Source organism: Nitrospinota bacterium, from assembly GCA_016217735.1.
Lineage (GTDB): Bacteria > Nitrospinota_A > UBA7883 > JACRGQ01 > JACRGQ01 > JACRGQ01.
This window is the reverse complement of the sequence record JACRGQ010000033.1, coordinates 23688-38687: the sequence shown is the minus strand read 5'-3', so window position 1 is coordinate 38687 and position 15000 is coordinate 23688. Positions and strand designations below refer to the sequence as shown.

11 protein-coding genes and 1 tRNA gene are annotated in these 15000 nt (G+C 62.6%); 8 read left to right on the top strand and 4 right to left on the bottom strand.

Going from position 1 to position 15000, the window contains the following annotated elements:
* The first annotated feature begins 6 nt into the window (after positions 1-6).
* From HZA03_05375 to HZA03_05360, 4 genes are all read left to right on the top strand, one after another.
* Positions 7-729: a transketolase gene (locus HZA03_05375; GenBank protein MBI5637383.1), complete on the top strand. Its 723-nt coding sequence runs from the start codon at positions 7-9 to the stop codon at positions 727-729.
* Positions 726-1637: a transketolase gene (locus tag HZA03_05370; GenBank protein MBI5637382.1), complete on the top strand. Its 912-nt coding sequence runs from the start codon at positions 726-728 to the stop codon at positions 1635-1637. Before HZA03_05375 ends, HZA03_05370 begins: the two co-directional genes overlap by 4 nt.
* Positions 1634-3607, top strand: a complete 1974-nt coding sequence (locus HZA03_05365) for an NAD-dependent epimerase/dehydratase family protein (protein ID MBI5637381.1) — start codon at positions 1634-1636, stop codon at positions 3605-3607. Before HZA03_05370 ends, HZA03_05365 begins: the two co-directional genes overlap by 4 nt.
* A gap of 101 nt (positions 3608-3708) precedes the next feature.
* Positions 3709-4599 carry a class I SAM-dependent methyltransferase gene (locus HZA03_05360; GenBank protein ID MBI5637380.1) on the top strand — a complete coding sequence of 297 codons (891 nt, stop codon included), beginning with the start codon at positions 3709-3711 and terminating at the stop codon, positions 4597-4599.
* A 182-nt stretch (positions 4600-4781) separates the two neighbouring features.
* Here HZA03_05360 and HZA03_05355 read toward each other — a convergent pair whose 3' ends face one another.
* Both HZA03_05355 and gap read right to left on the bottom strand, forming a co-directional pair.
* Positions 4782-5972, bottom strand: coding sequence for a phosphoglycerate kinase (locus HZA03_05355; GenBank protein ID MBI5637379.1), 1191 nt, complete (start codon positions 5970-5972; stop codon positions 4782-4784).
* Between the two features lie 7 nt (positions 5973-5979).
* Positions 5980-6987: a type I glyceraldehyde-3-phosphate dehydrogenase gene (gene gap, locus HZA03_05350; protein MBI5637378.1), complete on the bottom strand. Its 1008-nt coding sequence runs from the start codon at positions 6985-6987 to the stop codon at positions 5980-5982.
* 176 nt (positions 6988-7163) lie between these two features.
* Here gap and HZA03_05345 point away from each other — a divergent pair, with 176 nt between their 5' ends.
* The 4 genes from HZA03_05345 to HZA03_05330 all read left to right on the top strand — a co-directional run bounded on the left by HZA03_05345 (position 7164) and on the right by HZA03_05330 (position 11173).
* Positions 7164-9596 carry a DNA internalization-related competence protein ComEC/Rec2 gene (locus tag HZA03_05345; GenBank protein MBI5637377.1) on the top strand — a complete coding sequence of 811 codons (2433 nt, stop codon included), beginning with the start codon at positions 7164-7166 and terminating at the stop codon, positions 9594-9596.
* A 78-nt stretch (positions 9597-9674) separates the two neighbouring features.
* Positions 9675-9750: transfer RNA gene (locus HZA03_05340), tRNA-Val, on the top strand.
* A 222-nt stretch (positions 9751-9972) separates the two neighbouring features.
* On the top strand, positions 9973-10806 hold the full coding sequence (locus tag HZA03_05335) for a hypothetical protein (protein ID MBI5637376.1): 834 nt from the start codon (positions 9973-9975) through the stop codon (positions 10804-10806).
* Entirely contained in the window at positions 10799-11173 is a 375-nt protein-coding gene (locus HZA03_05330; GenBank protein ID MBI5637375.1) for a MerR family transcriptional regulator, read from the top strand. The genes HZA03_05335 and HZA03_05330 overlap by 8 nt, the downstream gene beginning before the upstream one ends.
* Positions 11174-11552: 379 nt before the next feature.
* Here HZA03_05330 and thrS read toward each other — a convergent pair whose 3' ends face one another.
* Positions 11553-13316, bottom strand: coding sequence for a threonine--tRNA ligase (gene thrS / locus HZA03_05325; protein MBI5637374.1), 1764 nt, complete (start codon positions 13314-13316; stop codon positions 11553-11555).
* Positions 13309-14868: an MFS transporter gene (locus tag HZA03_05320; protein ID MBI5637373.1), complete on the bottom strand. Its 1560-nt coding sequence runs from the start codon at positions 14866-14868 to the stop codon at positions 13309-13311. The genes thrS and HZA03_05320 overlap by 8 nt, the downstream gene beginning before the upstream one ends.
* Between the last annotated feature and the right edge of the window lie 132 nt (positions 14869-15000).

The following is a 15000-nucleotide window of genomic DNA, read 5'->3' as shown; positions in this document are numbered from 1 at the left end:
TTGAAAATGCATCACGAAAGCGGCATCGGCCACATCGGCGGGAATCTCTCCTCGCTCGATGCGATGCTTTTCCTCCACACGCAGGCGATGGAAAAGGACGACCTCTTCATCCTCTCCAAGGGACACTCGGCCGGCGCGCTCTACGTCACGCTCTGGGCTGCCGGCCAACTGGCCGACGACGACCTGGCGACATTTCACAAGGACAACACGAATCTCCCCGGCCACCCCGTGGGGGGCTGGCATCCCGGCATCCGTTTCTCCACCGGCAGTTTGGGCCACGGCCTCGGCCTGGCGGCGGGGGCGGGCATGGCGCGCCGCCTGCAAAAGAACAACGCGCCGGTCTACTGCCTCATGTCCGACGGCGAGTGGAACGAAGGCTCCAACTGGGAAGCGGCGCTTTTTATCGCGCACCACAACCTGCACCGCGTCACCATTCTGATAGACCGCAACGATTTGCAGGGGTTTGGCCGCACGGGCGACGTGGCGAACATGGAGCCGTTCGGCGGCAAGTTCAGCGCCTTCGGTTTCGACGTGCTGGAGATCGACGGCCACGACCCGCGCGAACTGCACAAGGCGCTGGCGCAACAGGACGGCCTGCCGAAAACGATCATCATGCGGACGGTGAAGGGGCACGGCGTCTCCTTCATGGAGAACAAAATGGAGTGGCACTACCTGCCGATGACAAAGGAGCAATACCGGCAGGCGGTGGACGAGGTGGAGCGCGCATGAGAAACGCCGTCTGCCAGGCGCTGGTCGCCCTCTCGCAACGCCGCCGGTTCGCCTTCCTCACCGGCGACCTCGGCTTCATGGCGCTGGAACCGCTGCGCGACGCGATGGGGGAACTCTTCATCAACGCGGGCGTGGCCGAACAGAACATGGTTTCGGTGGCGGCGGGGATGGCCAGCGAAGGGCTGCCCGCATGGGTTTACAGCATCGCGCCGTTCGCCTATGCCCGTCCGTTCGAGCAGATACGGAACGATGTCTGCTCCCACAAGCTGAATGTGAAGATCGTCGGCAACGGCGGGGGCTACGCCTACGGCTCGATGGGGGCGACGCATCACGCGCTGGAGGATTACGGCGCGATGCTCTGCCTGCCGCACATGCGGGCCTATGTGCCGGCGTTCGGCGATGATGTCGCGCCGGTGGTGGACAAAATGGCCGATACGCCGTCGCCCGGCTACCTCCGGCTCGGCCGCTGCGAAAAACCGGCGGGGTTCGGCCTGCCCCCTTACGCCGGATGGCGGAAAATAGTTTCCGGCGGCGGCCCGGTGATTGCCGCCATCGGCCCCATCGCCGGCGGCTTCATCGGCAAACTTACCGCCATGGATGAACAAAAACGCCCCGCGCTCTGGGTGGTCACCGAACTGCCGCTCGAACACAATCCGCCGCCGCCCGCATTTGCGGCCGACGTGAAAAAAAGCGGCGCGCTCCATGTGGTGGAAGAGCACGTCGCCCACGGCGGGCTGGGAGAGGCGCTGGCCCGCGTGTTGGCTTTGATGGGGAGCGCCCCCGCCGCATTCGGCCACTTCCACGCGAAGGGGTACCTGTCGGGCCGCTTCGGATCGCAGCAGTTCCACCGCAAGGAATGCGGCATTGACGCCGATACGGCGCTTGCCGTCATAATGGCGGAACGATGAACCCGGAACTGAGGGCCAAGATCGAGCGGCTGCAAGGGCCGATCCTCGTGCTGGGGGCCAGCGGCTTCGTGGGGGCTAACCTCTTCCGCATGCTGCTGGCGGCGCGATCCGACGTGTACGGCACCAAAACGCAGCAGTGGGCGTGGCGGCTGGAAGGGCTGCCGGAGCAGAATATTCTCGTCACCGACCTGCTGGTGGACACCAACATAAAAACGCTCGTCGATACCGTGCGCCCCCGCACGGTGTTCGATTGCGTGGCGTACGGCGCGTATTCATTTGAAACCGATTTCGACCTTATTTACCGCACCAACGTCAACTACACCGTGAAACTGCTGGAAGAGCTGCGGAAACAGGGCGCGGTTCGCTACATACACGCGGGGAGTTCGTCGGAATACGGCGATAACGCGTCCGGCCCCGCCGAAGACGCGCGGCTCGCGCCGAACAGCCACTACGCCGTAAGCAAGATGGCGGTGGCCGGGCTGCTGCACTACTACGGCAAAAAACTCCGCTTTCCCTGCGCCAACCTGCGGCTCTACTCCATCTACGGCCCCTACGAAGACGCCGCGCGGCTCATCCCCGCGCTGATCGCCAAGGGGCTGGCGGGAAAATATCCGCCGCTCGTCAACCCCGACATATCGCGCGATTTCGTATATGTCGACGACGCCTGCGAGGCGTTCATCGACGCGGCGCTCAACCTGCGGGAAGAGGACTGGGGCGAATCGTTCAACATCGGCGGCGGCGTGCGGACGAAAATATCCGATATGGCCGCCGTGGCGCGCGGCATATTCGGCATCGCCGAAGAACCGAAATTCGAGATGCAAAGCCGCGCGTGGGACGTTCAGGAATGGTACGCCGATCCCGCCAAGGCCAAGCGGCGGATCGGCTGGGCGGCCCGCGCCACCCTGCGCGACGGCCTGCTGAAAACCGTGGACTGGTACAAGGGTCTCAAGGATCCGGAAAAGTACCACCGCTCGTCCAAGCAGCGGGGGGTGGATACCGTCTACAGCATCTCCGCCATCGTCGCCTGTTACAAGGACGGCCAGGCGATTCCCATCATGCACGAACGGCTGGTGAAGGTTTTCGCCGCCCTCAACATCGATTACGAAATCATCTTCGTCAACGACAACAGCCCCGACAACAGCGAAGAGGTCATCCGCGCCATCAGCGCGCGCGACCGGCATGTCGTCGGCATCACCCATTCACGCAATTTCGGCTCGCAGGCGGCCTTCCGCAGCGGCATGGAGATCGCCACGAAAAACGGCTGCGTGCTGATGGACGGCGACCTGCAGGATCCGCCCGAGATCATCGAACAGTTCATGGAAAAGTGGAAAGAGGGGTACGAGGTGGTATACGGCGTGCGGGTGAAACGCGAAGCGCCGCTCCACATGCAGTTCGCCTACAAGCTTTTCTACCGCGTGTTCGACTGGTTCTCGTACCTGAACATTCCGCATGACGCGGGGGATTTTTCGCTGCTGGACAAAAAGGTGGTCAAGGCGCTTGTCCGGTTTCCCGAACGCGACGCCTTCATGCGCGGACTGCGCGCCTACGCCGGTTTCCGCCAAACCGGCATCCCGTACGTCCGCCCGGAGCGGATGTTCGGCGTATCCACCAACAGCCTGCTCAAGAACATCGACTGGGCCAAAAAGGGGATACTCTCATTCAGCAACACGCCGCTGAACATGTTGAGCTTTGCCGGCTGGGCGCTCTTCGGCGTTTCGGCCCTCCTCACCATCATCGATATAATCCTCAAACTGATTTTCCCCGACATCGCCCCGAAGGGCACCACCACCGTGCTGTTGACGGTGGTGTTCTTCGGCTCCATCAATCTCCTCGCCCTCAGCATTGTGGGGGAATACATCGCCAAAATATTCGAGGAGGTCAAGCAGCGCCCCCGCTTCATCCGGCGGAACATCGTGATGAACGGCGAGGTGCGGCAGGCCTCGGAAACCCAGGCGCGGGGCCGGGAGTAACGAGTGCCCCTGTTTGAAAATAGTTCCTCCCCTTCGCCATGGGCGATAAGGGGAGGACGCGCCGTGGTCATGCACGGCGCGGGTGGGGTTTAACCGTGCAAATGCGCGAACGGCGCTGCCCCGTCTGCGGCGCCGACCGCTCGGCGAACCTTTTCGCCGAAGCCAATTACGACTCCGCCAAGCTTGATGCCTTCGCCTATGCCTCGCGCAAAACGCCGGAACAGATGCACCTGCGGCTGGTCCGCTGCGATGCGTGCGACCTGATCTACGCCACCCCCGTCCCGGCGGCCGACGCGCTTGCCGCCGCCTATGAAGCGGCCGCATTCGACAGCGGCGAGGAATCCGCGCGGGCGGCGCGCACCTGCATCGCCCACGTTCTGCGCGCGGCGCGCAAGCTGCCGGACCGCATCGGCGCGCTTGACATCGGCGCGGGCGACGGCGCGTTTCTGGAGCGGCTCCTCGAAAACGGTTTTACCGGCGTGGCGGGGGTGGAGCCTTCGGATGCGCCGATACGGGCGGCGAAGGAAAACATCCGCCCGCTCATCCGCAAAGGAATTTTTTATGAATCGGCTTTTCAGCCGAAAAGTTTTTCGCTCATCACCTGCTTTCAGACGATGGAGCACCTGTCCGAACCCGCCGCCGTCTGCGCCGCCGCCTTCCGCCTGCTCAAGCCGGGCGGGGCGCTCGCCCTCGTCTGCCACAACCACCGCGCTTTTTCCGCGAAACTGCTCGGCATGAAATCCCCCATTTTCGATATCGAACACCTCCAGCTTTTTTCGCCGCGCGGCGTCACCCGTTTGCTGGAAGGCGCGGGGTTCAAAGAGGTGGATGTGCGGACGGTGATCAACACCTATCCGGCGCACTACTGGATAAAGCTGCTGCCACTGCCGGCCAAGGCGCAACTGATCGCGGTGTTGAAGGCGACGGGCATCGGCCATATCCCGGTGCCGCTCCCGGCGGGGAACCTCTTCGCGGTTGGATTCAAGAAGTAGCCCGATTCCCCGTTGTTGTCATCCTCGCCCCCGCCGGAGTTTATCCCCGCGAAGGCGGGGGTAAACTCCGGCGGGAATCCAGAATGGAAGGAGCGGAATGGCTTTTTTCCATCCGCTCCGGAGATGGCCTATAGGCTGCTGTCTGTCCTGCCCGCCATATTTTTTCAAACTGAGGCACTTGATTATTCGGTGGGGGAGAGGGCGGCAAGGCCCGGCAGGGTTTTTCCTTCCAGCAGTTCGAGGAACGCGCCGCCGCCGGTGCTGATAAAGCTGAACTTGTCGCTCTGGCCGGCCTTGTGGATGGCCACGTCGGTATCGCCGCCGCCGGCGATGGTCAACGCATAGCAGTCCGCCACGGCATGCACCATCGCCATCGTGCCGCGCGAGAAGATGTCCATCTCGAACACCCCCATCGGGCCGTTCCAGATGATGGTCTTGGCGTCGTGCAGCACTTCCTTGAACAGCATCACGCTGGCGGGGCCGATGTCCGGCGCGAACCAGTCGTCCGGAATTTCCTTGGCCGGGACGATCTTGGTGTTCGCCCGCGGATCGATGCGGTCGGCCACCACGAAATCGACGGGGAGATAAAATTTCACCCCTTTTTCGCGCGCCTTGTCCTTGATCTTCTGCACGGCGTCAAGCATATTCTCTTCCACCTTGCATTTGCCGACATTGTAGCCCAGCGCCTTGTAAAAGGTGAAGGCCAACCCGCCGCCGACTATGATCTTGTCCACATGGTCAATGAGGTTTATGAACACCTTGATCTTGGTGCTGGCCTTCGCGCCGCCGACGATGGCGACCACCGGCCGGGCCGGATCGGCCACCGAGCGGTTGAAGTATTCGATTTCCTTTTTCATCAGGTAGCCGGCGGCCGATTTGGCCACCAGCTTGGTGATCCCCTCGGTGCTGGCGTGGGCGCGGTGGGCGGTGCCGAACGCGTCGTTGATGTAGAGGTCGGCCAGCGCCGCCAGCTTTTTGCAAAAGCCGGGGTCGTTCGCCTCCTCTTCTTTATAGAAGCGGAGGTTTTCCAGCAACAGCACGTCGCCGTTTTTCATGGCGGCCACCATCTTTTCCACTTCGGGCCCCACGCAGTCCGGGGCAAACAGCACCTCGCGGTTCAGGAGCCGCGCCAGGCGCGCCTGCACCGGCTTGAGGCTGTATTTCGGGTTGCGCTCGCCGTCCGGCCGCCCCAGGTGCGAGGCGAGGATCACCTTCGCCCCCCGGTCGATCAGGTCGTTGATCGTTTGAAGCGTCCCGCGGATGCGGGTGTCGTCGGTGATTTTCTGGAAATCGTCCAGTGGCACGTTGAAATCGACCCGGACGAAGCAGCGCTTGCCGCCCACGTCCAGCTTGTCCATCGTCAGCTTGTTCAGCATCGGACTAAAGCCCCTTTTTCTCGAGGAACTTGACGAGATCGATCACGCGGTTGCTGTAGCCCCATTCGTTGTCGTACCATGAAAGCACCTTCAGCAGTTTCTTGTCCAGCACCTTGGTGGACATGGCGTCGACGATGCTGGAGTTGGCGTTCCCCTTGAAATCGCTGGAGACGAGCGGCAGGTCGCAGTATTCCAAGATGCCTTTCAGCTTGCCGTTGGCGGCTTCCTTCAGGGCGGCGTTCACCTCTTCGCTGGAGGTCTCTTTTTCGAGGATGCAGACGAGGTCGACCAGCGAAACGTTCGGGGTGGGAACGCGGATGGAAAGGCCGTCCAGCTTCCCTTTCAGTTGCGGCAGCACCAGGCCGACCGCCTTGGCGGCGCCGGTGGTGGTGGGAATCATGGAGAGCGCGGCGGCGCGGGCGCGGCGCAGATCGCTGTGCGGCAGGTCGAGCACCCGCTGGTCGTTGGTGTAGCTGTGGATGGTGGTCATCTGGCCGCTGACGAAGCCGAATTTTTCGATGAGCACTTTCACCACCGGCGCGAGGCAGTTGGTGGTGCAGGATGCGTTCGAGATGATGTTGTGCTTGGCCCGGTCGTACTTGTCCTCGTTGACGCCCAGCACGATGGTGATGTCTTCGTCGGTGGCCGGGGCGCTGATGATCACTTTTTTCGCGCCGGCGGTGAGATGCTTCTGCGCGCCGTCCCGCTTGGTGAAGATGCCGGTCGATTCGATGGCGATGTCGACGCCGAGCGCCTTCCACGGCAACGCGGCCGGGTCTTTCTCTTTCAGCACTTTTACCGCGCGGCCCGCCACCTTGATGGTGTCGCCTTCGACGACGACATCCTCCTCCAGGTTGCCCAGCACCGAGTCGTATTTCAGCAGGTGCCCCAGCGTCTTGGGTTCGGTGATATCGTTCACCGCCACGAATTCGATGCTCTTATCGTGCAAAGCCGCCCGCAGGATGTTGCGTCCGATGCGTCCAAAGCCGTTGATTGCGACCTTAATAGCCATTTGGTTGATTCTCCTCAAAAAGCGGTTGCCGGTGGTATGTTGACATTACATTTATACGCCCGCCCCGGCGGCCAGTCAACAATGGAAAGAGGCCGTTTTTCGCGGTGTTGCGCCATGATCGGATTTTAAAGAAATAAAAACCCGTTGGACGGACTCGAAGTAAAATACACCCATTAATGGGGACCGCTATCCGTCTCTTTCCCGCCGCCGAATTCCTCTTCGGGTTGATGGCCGGGGTGCTTGCCTATCGGTTGTGGGGGTTTTCGGCTTTCGCCCTGCTCCTGCTCACCGCGGCGTCGCTTCTCCTCATCCTCATTTCAAAAATGCCGTTGCGCGGCCGCATTCTTTTGCCGCTGTTCGCCGCCGCCGGGGTTTGGGGGATGTGGCACGCCGCCGCCGCGTTCGACGCGCCGGAACACATCGTCAACAACGTGCCGGTGAACGGCGAATTGACCGGGCGGATAACGGGCGGGTTCGAGTATTATCCCTCCGGCTGTCACTTTATCCTTGAGGCCGAAACGCTGGACGGACGCCCCGTGCGCGGAGGCGTGCAGGTGTCATTGCGGAATGTGGAGGGGGAAGCGCCGCTGCCGGGGGATGCCGTCCGGATCGCCGGCGCGCGGCTGAAGCCGGTCACCGGCATGCGCAACATCGGCGGGTTCGATTACGCGGCGCACATGCGGGACGCCGGTGTCGGCGCGCGGCTTTCGGCGCGGGGGGATGCGGTGACCGTTGTCGAGCGCGGGGCCGGTTGGCGTCCCGCCAACATCGGCGAACGCTTGCGCCGCGCGATGAACGGCTTCATCGCTCACTATTATCCGGCGGAGCGCGCCCCGGCCGCGGCCGCCATGAGCATCGGCATTACCGGCGCCCTTTCGCGGCAGGAAAAGCGCAACTACGCCATGGCCGGCATCGCCCACCTTTTCGCCGTTTCGGGGCTGCATGTCGGCTTTATCAGCGGCATCGCGTTTTTTGCCTTCAACTATTTGCTTTTTAATTTTTGCTGGCTTTTCAACCGCGCGTGGGCGGAGGAAGGTTTTCACCGGCGCGCCGCCGCGCTGGCGGCGCTGTTGGCGGTAGGGCTGTTCGTCTTCACCGCCGGGGCAAAGGTATCCGCCGTGCGCGCCGGCATCATGGCGGCCGCCTTTTTCACCGCCATTGCCGCCCGGCGGGAAAACCAAATGCTCAACGCGCTCGCCATCGCCGCCATGCTGACGCTGCTGTGCGACCCGGCGGCGCTTTTCAGCGTTTCGTTCATCCTTTCATACGGGGCGGTGCTGACTATCATCGTGATGATGGCGCGCGATGAAGGGGAAGAGCCCGATCCGCTGGAAAATCCCGCGCCGGAAAAAAGCTGGCGGCGGAGACGGGCGGACGAACTGTGGCTGACGGTGAAAATCAGCGCGGCCATCACGGTGGCGCTCGCCCCGGTGATGATGGCGGTGTTCAACGAGCTGTACGGGGCGGGGATCGTGGCGAACATTGCCGCCATTCCGCTTGGGGCCGTGGCGGTGCCGTCGGTGTTCGCCGCCGCGTTCGCCGGTTATTTCTTCCCGCCGCTTGCGCCGGCCGCGGCGTGGATTTCATCGCTTCCGTTCGCAATGCTGGACGGCATGGCCGCATTGTTCGCCGCGCATCCGCTGCTCTCGTTCTCCGGCCCCGCCCCCGCGCCGTGGCTCATCGCATTCTTTTACGCGGCGCTCGCCCTTTTGGCGTTTTACCGCGGACGCCTCGCGTATCTGCTTTCAGCCGCCTGTATCGCGGCGGCCGTCCTGTTTTATTGGCCCGCGCCGCGGAGCCACGGCGAGTTCCGCTTTATCGACGTGGGGCAGGGAGACGCAACCCTCATCCTCTTCAAGGAAGGGGCGAGCGTGCTGGTGGACGGAGGCCCGGCCTTCGGGAATTTCGACGCGGGCGATCTGGCGGTGCTCCCCGAATTGCGGCGGCTCGGCATCCGGAAGCTGGATGCGGTGATCGCCACGCACGGCGATATGGATCATGTGGGGGGCCTCTTCGCCCTGATCCGCCGCTTTCCCGTGGCGGCCTATTACGACAACGGCGGCGACGAGAAGATGCTCCCCGCGCTGCGCGCCGCGGCGGCGGAGCGCGGAACGCGCGTGGGGCGGCTCGTGGCGGGGAACCGCCTCGCCTTCGGCGGCGGAAGCATCGACGTGCTCTCCCCCACGCCGGAGTTTTTCGCGGCGGTGACGGAGCGCAAGGACAACAACCGCTCGCTGGTGCTGATGGCGGCGATGGAAGGAAAACGGCTGCTCCTTCCCGGCGACGCCGAAAAGCCGGTGGAGCGCGAGCTGCTTGCGCGCCGCGCGCCGGTGAACGCCGGTCTTTTGCATGTGGCGCACCACGGCAGCCGCAGCTCCACCACGCCGGAATTCACCGCGGCGGTGGCGCCAAAGCTGGCGGTGATCAGCGCGGGGGTGATGAACCACTACCGCTTTCCGGCGCGCGCCACGCTCGAAACGCTGGCGGCCCAAAACGCCGCGGTGTTCCGCACCGATCTTGTGGGGGAGATCGTGCTCCGTCCCGCGCCGGGCGGATTTTTCCTTACAACATGGTCCGACCCGGTGGAACGGTTTTTCCCGGCCGAGTGAGCGCCCACGCGCCCATCCCGCAATTTTCACCGTAGTTCTCCGTTTTGAAGAAACCGGTGCTATAATCCAACACCGCACGGGCGAATAGCTCAGTTGGTAGAGCGCCAGCCTTACAAGCTGGATGTCACAGGTTCGAGCCCTGTTTCGCCCACCATTTTTATTTTGGCTTGACGTAAAATGACGACATTGGCTTGGCAATGCCGCCGTGTGGCTCGAAACGCGCGCCGCGGCGCGAGCAGGGCGGAGCGCATCCGGGCATGGACGCCCGGATAGCGGCGGGCGGGGGCCGATGGAGCGGGAGCGTGATGCGGCCGCGACAGTGGCCGAGCCCTGTTTCGCCCACCATTTTTATTTTGGTTTGACATAAAATGAAGACATGGTGAAAAAGCCAAATCCTTCCCGCCACACCCCTCCCAAAAAAACGTATTCAAAAGAGTTCAATCTTTTGCGGCCCGGCACCGGCATCCGCTTCATGCCGCAAGAAGAGTGGGGGCGGCCCGGAAAGAGCATGGCCGCGCCGCTGCGGCTCGCGCTGCTCATGCTCCTGCTGGGGGGCGCCGCCATGCTGTATCTCAATCTCCCGGAACCCCCTCCCGCGCGGCGCGCCGCGCCGGTTTCCATCGCCCCTCCGCCGCGCATCTTGCGGGAAGAGGCGGTAACGGCAAATGCCGCTCCGGTTATCGATGTGCCAGTGCGGCGGGAAACGCCCGCGGCGGCGCAAACGGCGGATGCCGCCGCGCTCAAGCAGGCGGAATCCCCGCCAGCCGCGCCCCGGTGGCGCATCCGTTTCGGCATTTTTCTCCTGCGCGAAAACGCCGAACGCCATGCGCAATCGCTGGCGAAAAAAGGGGTGATCGCCGCCGCCGAGACGGCGTTGCGCCCGATGTCCGCCTTTACGGTCAAGGCTGGCCCGGCCAATGACGCCGCCGCCTGGAAAGAGCTGAAAACCGCCGGGGAAAAATTAAATGTTGCGCCAATGGCCGAAGTTGACGGAAAATATCTAATTGTAGGCCCCATTTGGTTGAAAGACCGCGCATTGGTGGCGGAAAAACATTTCAGGGCCGCCAGTGTCCGAACGGAGATTGTGGAAGAGCGCAAAGACCGGGAAGTATTTAAGGTTGTCTCCGCCCCGTTTGAAACAGCCGAAGCGGCCAAGCGGGCGATAGGGGAAATGAAAACCAACGGCATTGAGGGTGTGATCGATGAGTGAAGCCGCCGAGGGGAAAAGCCCGCAACTGGCGTTGCCCAACCTGCCCGACAAAATGTTCCACAAGATAAGCGATGTCGCCGCCATCGCCGGCATCGAAACCCATGTGCTGCGCTACTGGGAGACCGAGTTCCCCGAACTGACCCCGCGCAAAAGCCAGAGCGGCCGCCGCCTCTACAGCCGGCAGGACATCGAGCTGGTGCTGGAGATAAAATCGCTGCTGTACGACGAGGGGTTTTCCATCGCCGGGGCGAAGAAGCGGCTGCAGAAAAGAAAGAAGACCGCCAGCGAGCGGGACGCCATCATCGAAGCGGTGCGCCAGACCAAAAAAGGGCTGGCCGACATTTTAAGCATTCTCAACGGCGGCTGACGCGCCGCTCTTTTGAAAATTATCGCATTGGTTTGCATTTTTTGTGGCCGCAAACCTGATTTTTGTCATCTGAGTGCAACGAAGAATCCCTTTCCGGAAAGAGATACTTCGCCCCCGGCTCAGGATGATAGGATCGGCTGAATAAATATGCGGCGGCGAAGCTTGCGGAAGGAGGAGCGGAATTGAATTTCTCAATCCGCTCCGGAAATGGCCTATAGGCCGTTGCCCGTGCCACCGTTGGGAAGGGCAACTCCGAAAAATTCAAACTGAGACACCCCTGAATCGAGGTAAACTTCAGCTTGCGGCGAAACCGGTTCGCTCAATCGTAAGATAATCCCATCAGCAAAACCGCGTGGGCGCGTATGAAAGTACTCCCCGGTCAGGCTTCGCGTTGGGGCGGCGGCGGAAGCGGCTCGTCCCACAGCGCGGCGGAACGCGATGCGGCCAAGCCCTTCACGGCGCCCACGAAACGCTCCACCGGTATCTCGTTCACCGTTTCGCCGCTGCGCAGACGCACCGAGAGGTTTTTCGCGCCAGCTTCCTTTTCGCCGATGATGAGCATGTACGGCACCTTCACCATCTGCGCGTTGCGGATTTTCTTGTTCACCCGCTCGCCGGCGGTGTCCACTTCGGCGCGGATACCGTCGGCGGCCAGCTTTTGGCGCAGCTCTTCGCAGTAACCGTTCTGGTTGTCGGTCACCGGCAGCAGCATCACCTGCACCGGGGCGAGCCAGACGGGGAAATTCCCCGACACGTGCTCGATGTAGATGCCCAAAAACCGTTCCAGCGAGCCGAGGATGGCGCGGTGCAGCAGCACCGGGCGGTGGCGGCCGCCGTCGCTGCCGACGTATTCCAGCCCGAAGCGCTCCGGCATGGAAAAATCGACCTGTATGGTGCCAAGCTGCCAGTTGCGCTTGATGCAGTCTTTCACGTTGAACTCTATCTTGGGGCCGTAGAACGCCCCCTCGCCTTCTTTTATCTTGTACGGGATGCCCTTCTTGTCCAGCGGCACCTTAAGCGCATTGGTGGCGGTCTCCCATATCTCCTCGCTCCCCATGCTGTGCTCCGGCCGGGTGGCGATGTAGATGGTGATGTCGTCGAAGCCGAACACTTTGTAGGTGGACATCACCGCGTCGACGAAGAGCGCGATTTCCTCTTCTATCTGCTCCGGCGCGCAGAAGAGGTGTCCGTCGTCCTGCGTGAAGGCGCGGGCGCGGAAGAGGCCGTGCAACACGCCGGAAAGCTCGAAGCGGTGTACATGCCCCATCTCCATCAGCCGCAACGGCAGATCGCGGAACGAGCGGAGCGCTTCTTTGTAGATGAGTATCGCGCCGGGGCAGTTCATCGGCTTCACCGCGTATTCGCGGTCTTCCGCCGAGGTGAAGTACATGCTGTTCCGGTAGTTTTCGTAGTGGCCCGACTGGTGCCACAGCTCCACGCTGAGCACTTCGGGGGTTTTTATCTCCTGCGCCCCCTGCGTTGCGTAGAGCGAGCGGATGTGGTCGAGCAGCATATTGAAGACCTTCAGCCCCTTGGCGTGCCAGAAGACGAAGCCCGGCCCCTCGTCGTGGAACGAGAAGAGGTCGAGTTTTCTTCCGGTCTCGCGGTGGTCGCGCTTGCGCGCCTCCTCCAGCATGGTTTTGTACTCTTTCAGCTCGTCCCGCGTGGCGAAGCAGAGGCCGTACACCCGCTGGAGCGCTTCGTTCTTGCTGTCGCCCAGCCAGTAGGAACCGGCGATGCGGTCGATGCTGAACGCGCCGATCTGCCCGGTGTTTTCCACGTGCGGGCCGCGGCAGAGGTCGGTGAATCCGTCCTGCGTGTAGGTGCTGACGCTTGCTTCGTTTTTCAGCAGGTCGTTGAGCGCCTTTATCTTGTATTCCTGCGCCTTGAACAGCTCCAGCGCCTGCGCGCGCGAAACCTCGGCCCGCTCGAACGGCTTTTTCGCCTTCTGGATGCGCTGCATCGCTTTTTCGATCTTGCCCAAATCCTCCTGCTTCAGCGCGCCGTCGGGAATTTTCACGTCGTAGTAGAAGCCGTCTTCCGTCTCCGGGCCGAACGCGAACTGCGCGTTGGGGTAGAGTTCCTTTATCGCCTGCGCCATGACGTGCGCGGCGGAGTGTCTCATCGCGTGTAAATCAGTCAATTAAAACCTCGTTTGTTTCCTTGTTAAGAGCGCTCATTATAAAGTAGCACCCCGCCATTAACAAATAACCGGCGGCGATCATCCAGACCATGCGCGGCAAGTCCGCCGAAGGAAGAAAGAGCCGTCCGTCGGCGAACGGCGAGTGTATCAGCCCCACCACGGTAAAGGCGGCGGCCGCCAGCGCGGCGAGCGCGGCGTGGCGCAATTTGCGGTCGATGAGAAAGGCCAGCATCGCGGCCCAAATCATGGCGGTGCAGACGAAGCCGTTGCCCAGCACCATCACCGCGTTGTAGGTCTGCTGAAAGTCGGGCGGCATCTTATCAAGCGAAAGGCCCCCCATCCCCATCACCGTGTTGTACTGGATGAAGACGAGATCGGCCACCACCGGGATGAAGCAGATGGCGACGGCGGGCAGGTGCCGCTTATCGCTTTCGCCAAACGCCTGCGCGGTGACTTCAAGGCCGATGAAGATGAGTATCGGCACCATCACCGATTCCGGCAGCAGCGCGATAAGCCAGCCGATAAGCCCCACCATCGCGCCCAGCCCGATGAACAGCCCGGTGGCAAGCGTGTAGGCGGCGCGCCCCCCCATCCGCTTGTATGCGGGGTGGCCGATGTAGGGGGTGTTCTGTATCACCCCGCCGCAGATGCCGGCGATGAGCGTGGCGAAGCCTTCCACCAGCAGGATGTCGCGCGTGGGGTAGTGGTCGCCCGCCACGGCGGCGCTTTCGGTGTTATCGATGCCGCCGATGACGTTGGTGATGGCGATGGGAATGGCGATGGGGAGATACTTCGCGCCGAGCGCAAGGCCGTCCAGCCAGTGCATGGTGGGGATGGGGAGCGACAGCGCGAACGACGCTTCCATGTGGTTGTGCGGCCCGGCGAAGCCCGCCGCTTTGCTGATGTAGTAGACCAGCGTGCCGAGCGCCACCGCGCCGAGCGCGCCGGGGATTTTGAAGGGGAGTTTCACCCGCGCGGTGAGCGTGAGCAGGATCACGCCCAGCGCCACGAGGCCCGCCACGGGATCGGAAAATATTTTCAGCGCCGGGAGGTAGGCGATGAAGATGGCGGCGATGGCGGCCAGCGAGCCGAGCAGCGCCGCGCGGGGAACATTGCGGCGCACCGCTTCGCCGAAGAACGCGGTGATGGTCTTTACCGCCCCCATCACCACCAGCACCGCCATGCCGGCGGCCCACGCCTTGTCGGCGTCGTGCGTGACGGCGTAGGCGGGGCCGACCACGCCGAGCGTGAGGCCGAACAGCGCGATGGCGTCTATCCCCAGCGGCATGGCGCAAACGTCCTGCCGCCGCTCTTTGTTGGCGAGGCGGAACGCCATCCATGTGTAGGCGATGTCCCCCAGCATCACGCCCAGCGCCGTGCCGGGCACCATCTTTAGCAGCACCACATCGGCGGGCATCTGGAAGATGCCCATGAGGATGGAGGAAAGGACGACGAGGCCGGTCATGTTGTCAAGCATGAGGCCGAAGAAGGCGTTCACGTCGCCGGGGGCGGCCCAGCGGTACTTGAAGCGCGGATTTAGCGGCTGTTCCATCCGCGTAAGAATACCCGATTTTTATCCGGAGCCGCCACCCATACAGCCGTCATCCTGAGCGCAGCGAAGTATCCCTTTCCGGAACGAGATTCTTCGCTGCGCTCAGAATGACAAAACCGCCCCCCGTGCAAA

Coding starts and splice junctions, on each gene's coding strand:
- HZA03_05375 (MBI5637383.1), top strand. CDS start 7: ATGCATCACGAAAGCGGCATCGGCCACATCGGCGGGAATCTCTCCTCG.
- HZA03_05370 (MBI5637382.1), top strand. CDS start 726: ATGAGAAACGCCGTCTGCCAGGCGCTGGTCGCCCTCTCGCAACGCCGC.
- HZA03_05365 (MBI5637381.1), top strand. CDS start 1,634: ATGAACCCGGAACTGAGGGCCAAGATCGAGCGGCTGCAAGGGCCGATC.
- HZA03_05360 (MBI5637380.1), top strand. CDS start 3,709: ATGCGCGAACGGCGCTGCCCCGTCTGCGGCGCCGACCGCTCGGCGAAC.
- gap (MBI5637378.1), bottom strand. CDS start 6,987: ATGGCTATTAAGGTCGCAATCAACGGCTTTGGACGCATCGGACGCAAC.
- HZA03_05345 (MBI5637377.1), top strand. CDS start 7,164: ATGGGGACCGCTATCCGTCTCTTTCCCGCCGCCGAATTCCTCTTCGGG.
- HZA03_05335 (MBI5637376.1), top strand. CDS start 9,973: ATGGTGAAAAAGCCAAATCCTTCCCGCCACACCCCTCCCAAAAAAACG.
- HZA03_05330 (MBI5637375.1), top strand. CDS start 10,799: ATGAGTGAAGCCGCCGAGGGGAAAAGCCCGCAACTGGCGTTGCCCAAC.
- HZA03_05320 (MBI5637373.1), bottom strand. CDS start 14,868: ATGGAACAGCCGCTAAATCCGCGCTTCAAGTACCGCTGGGCCGCCCCC.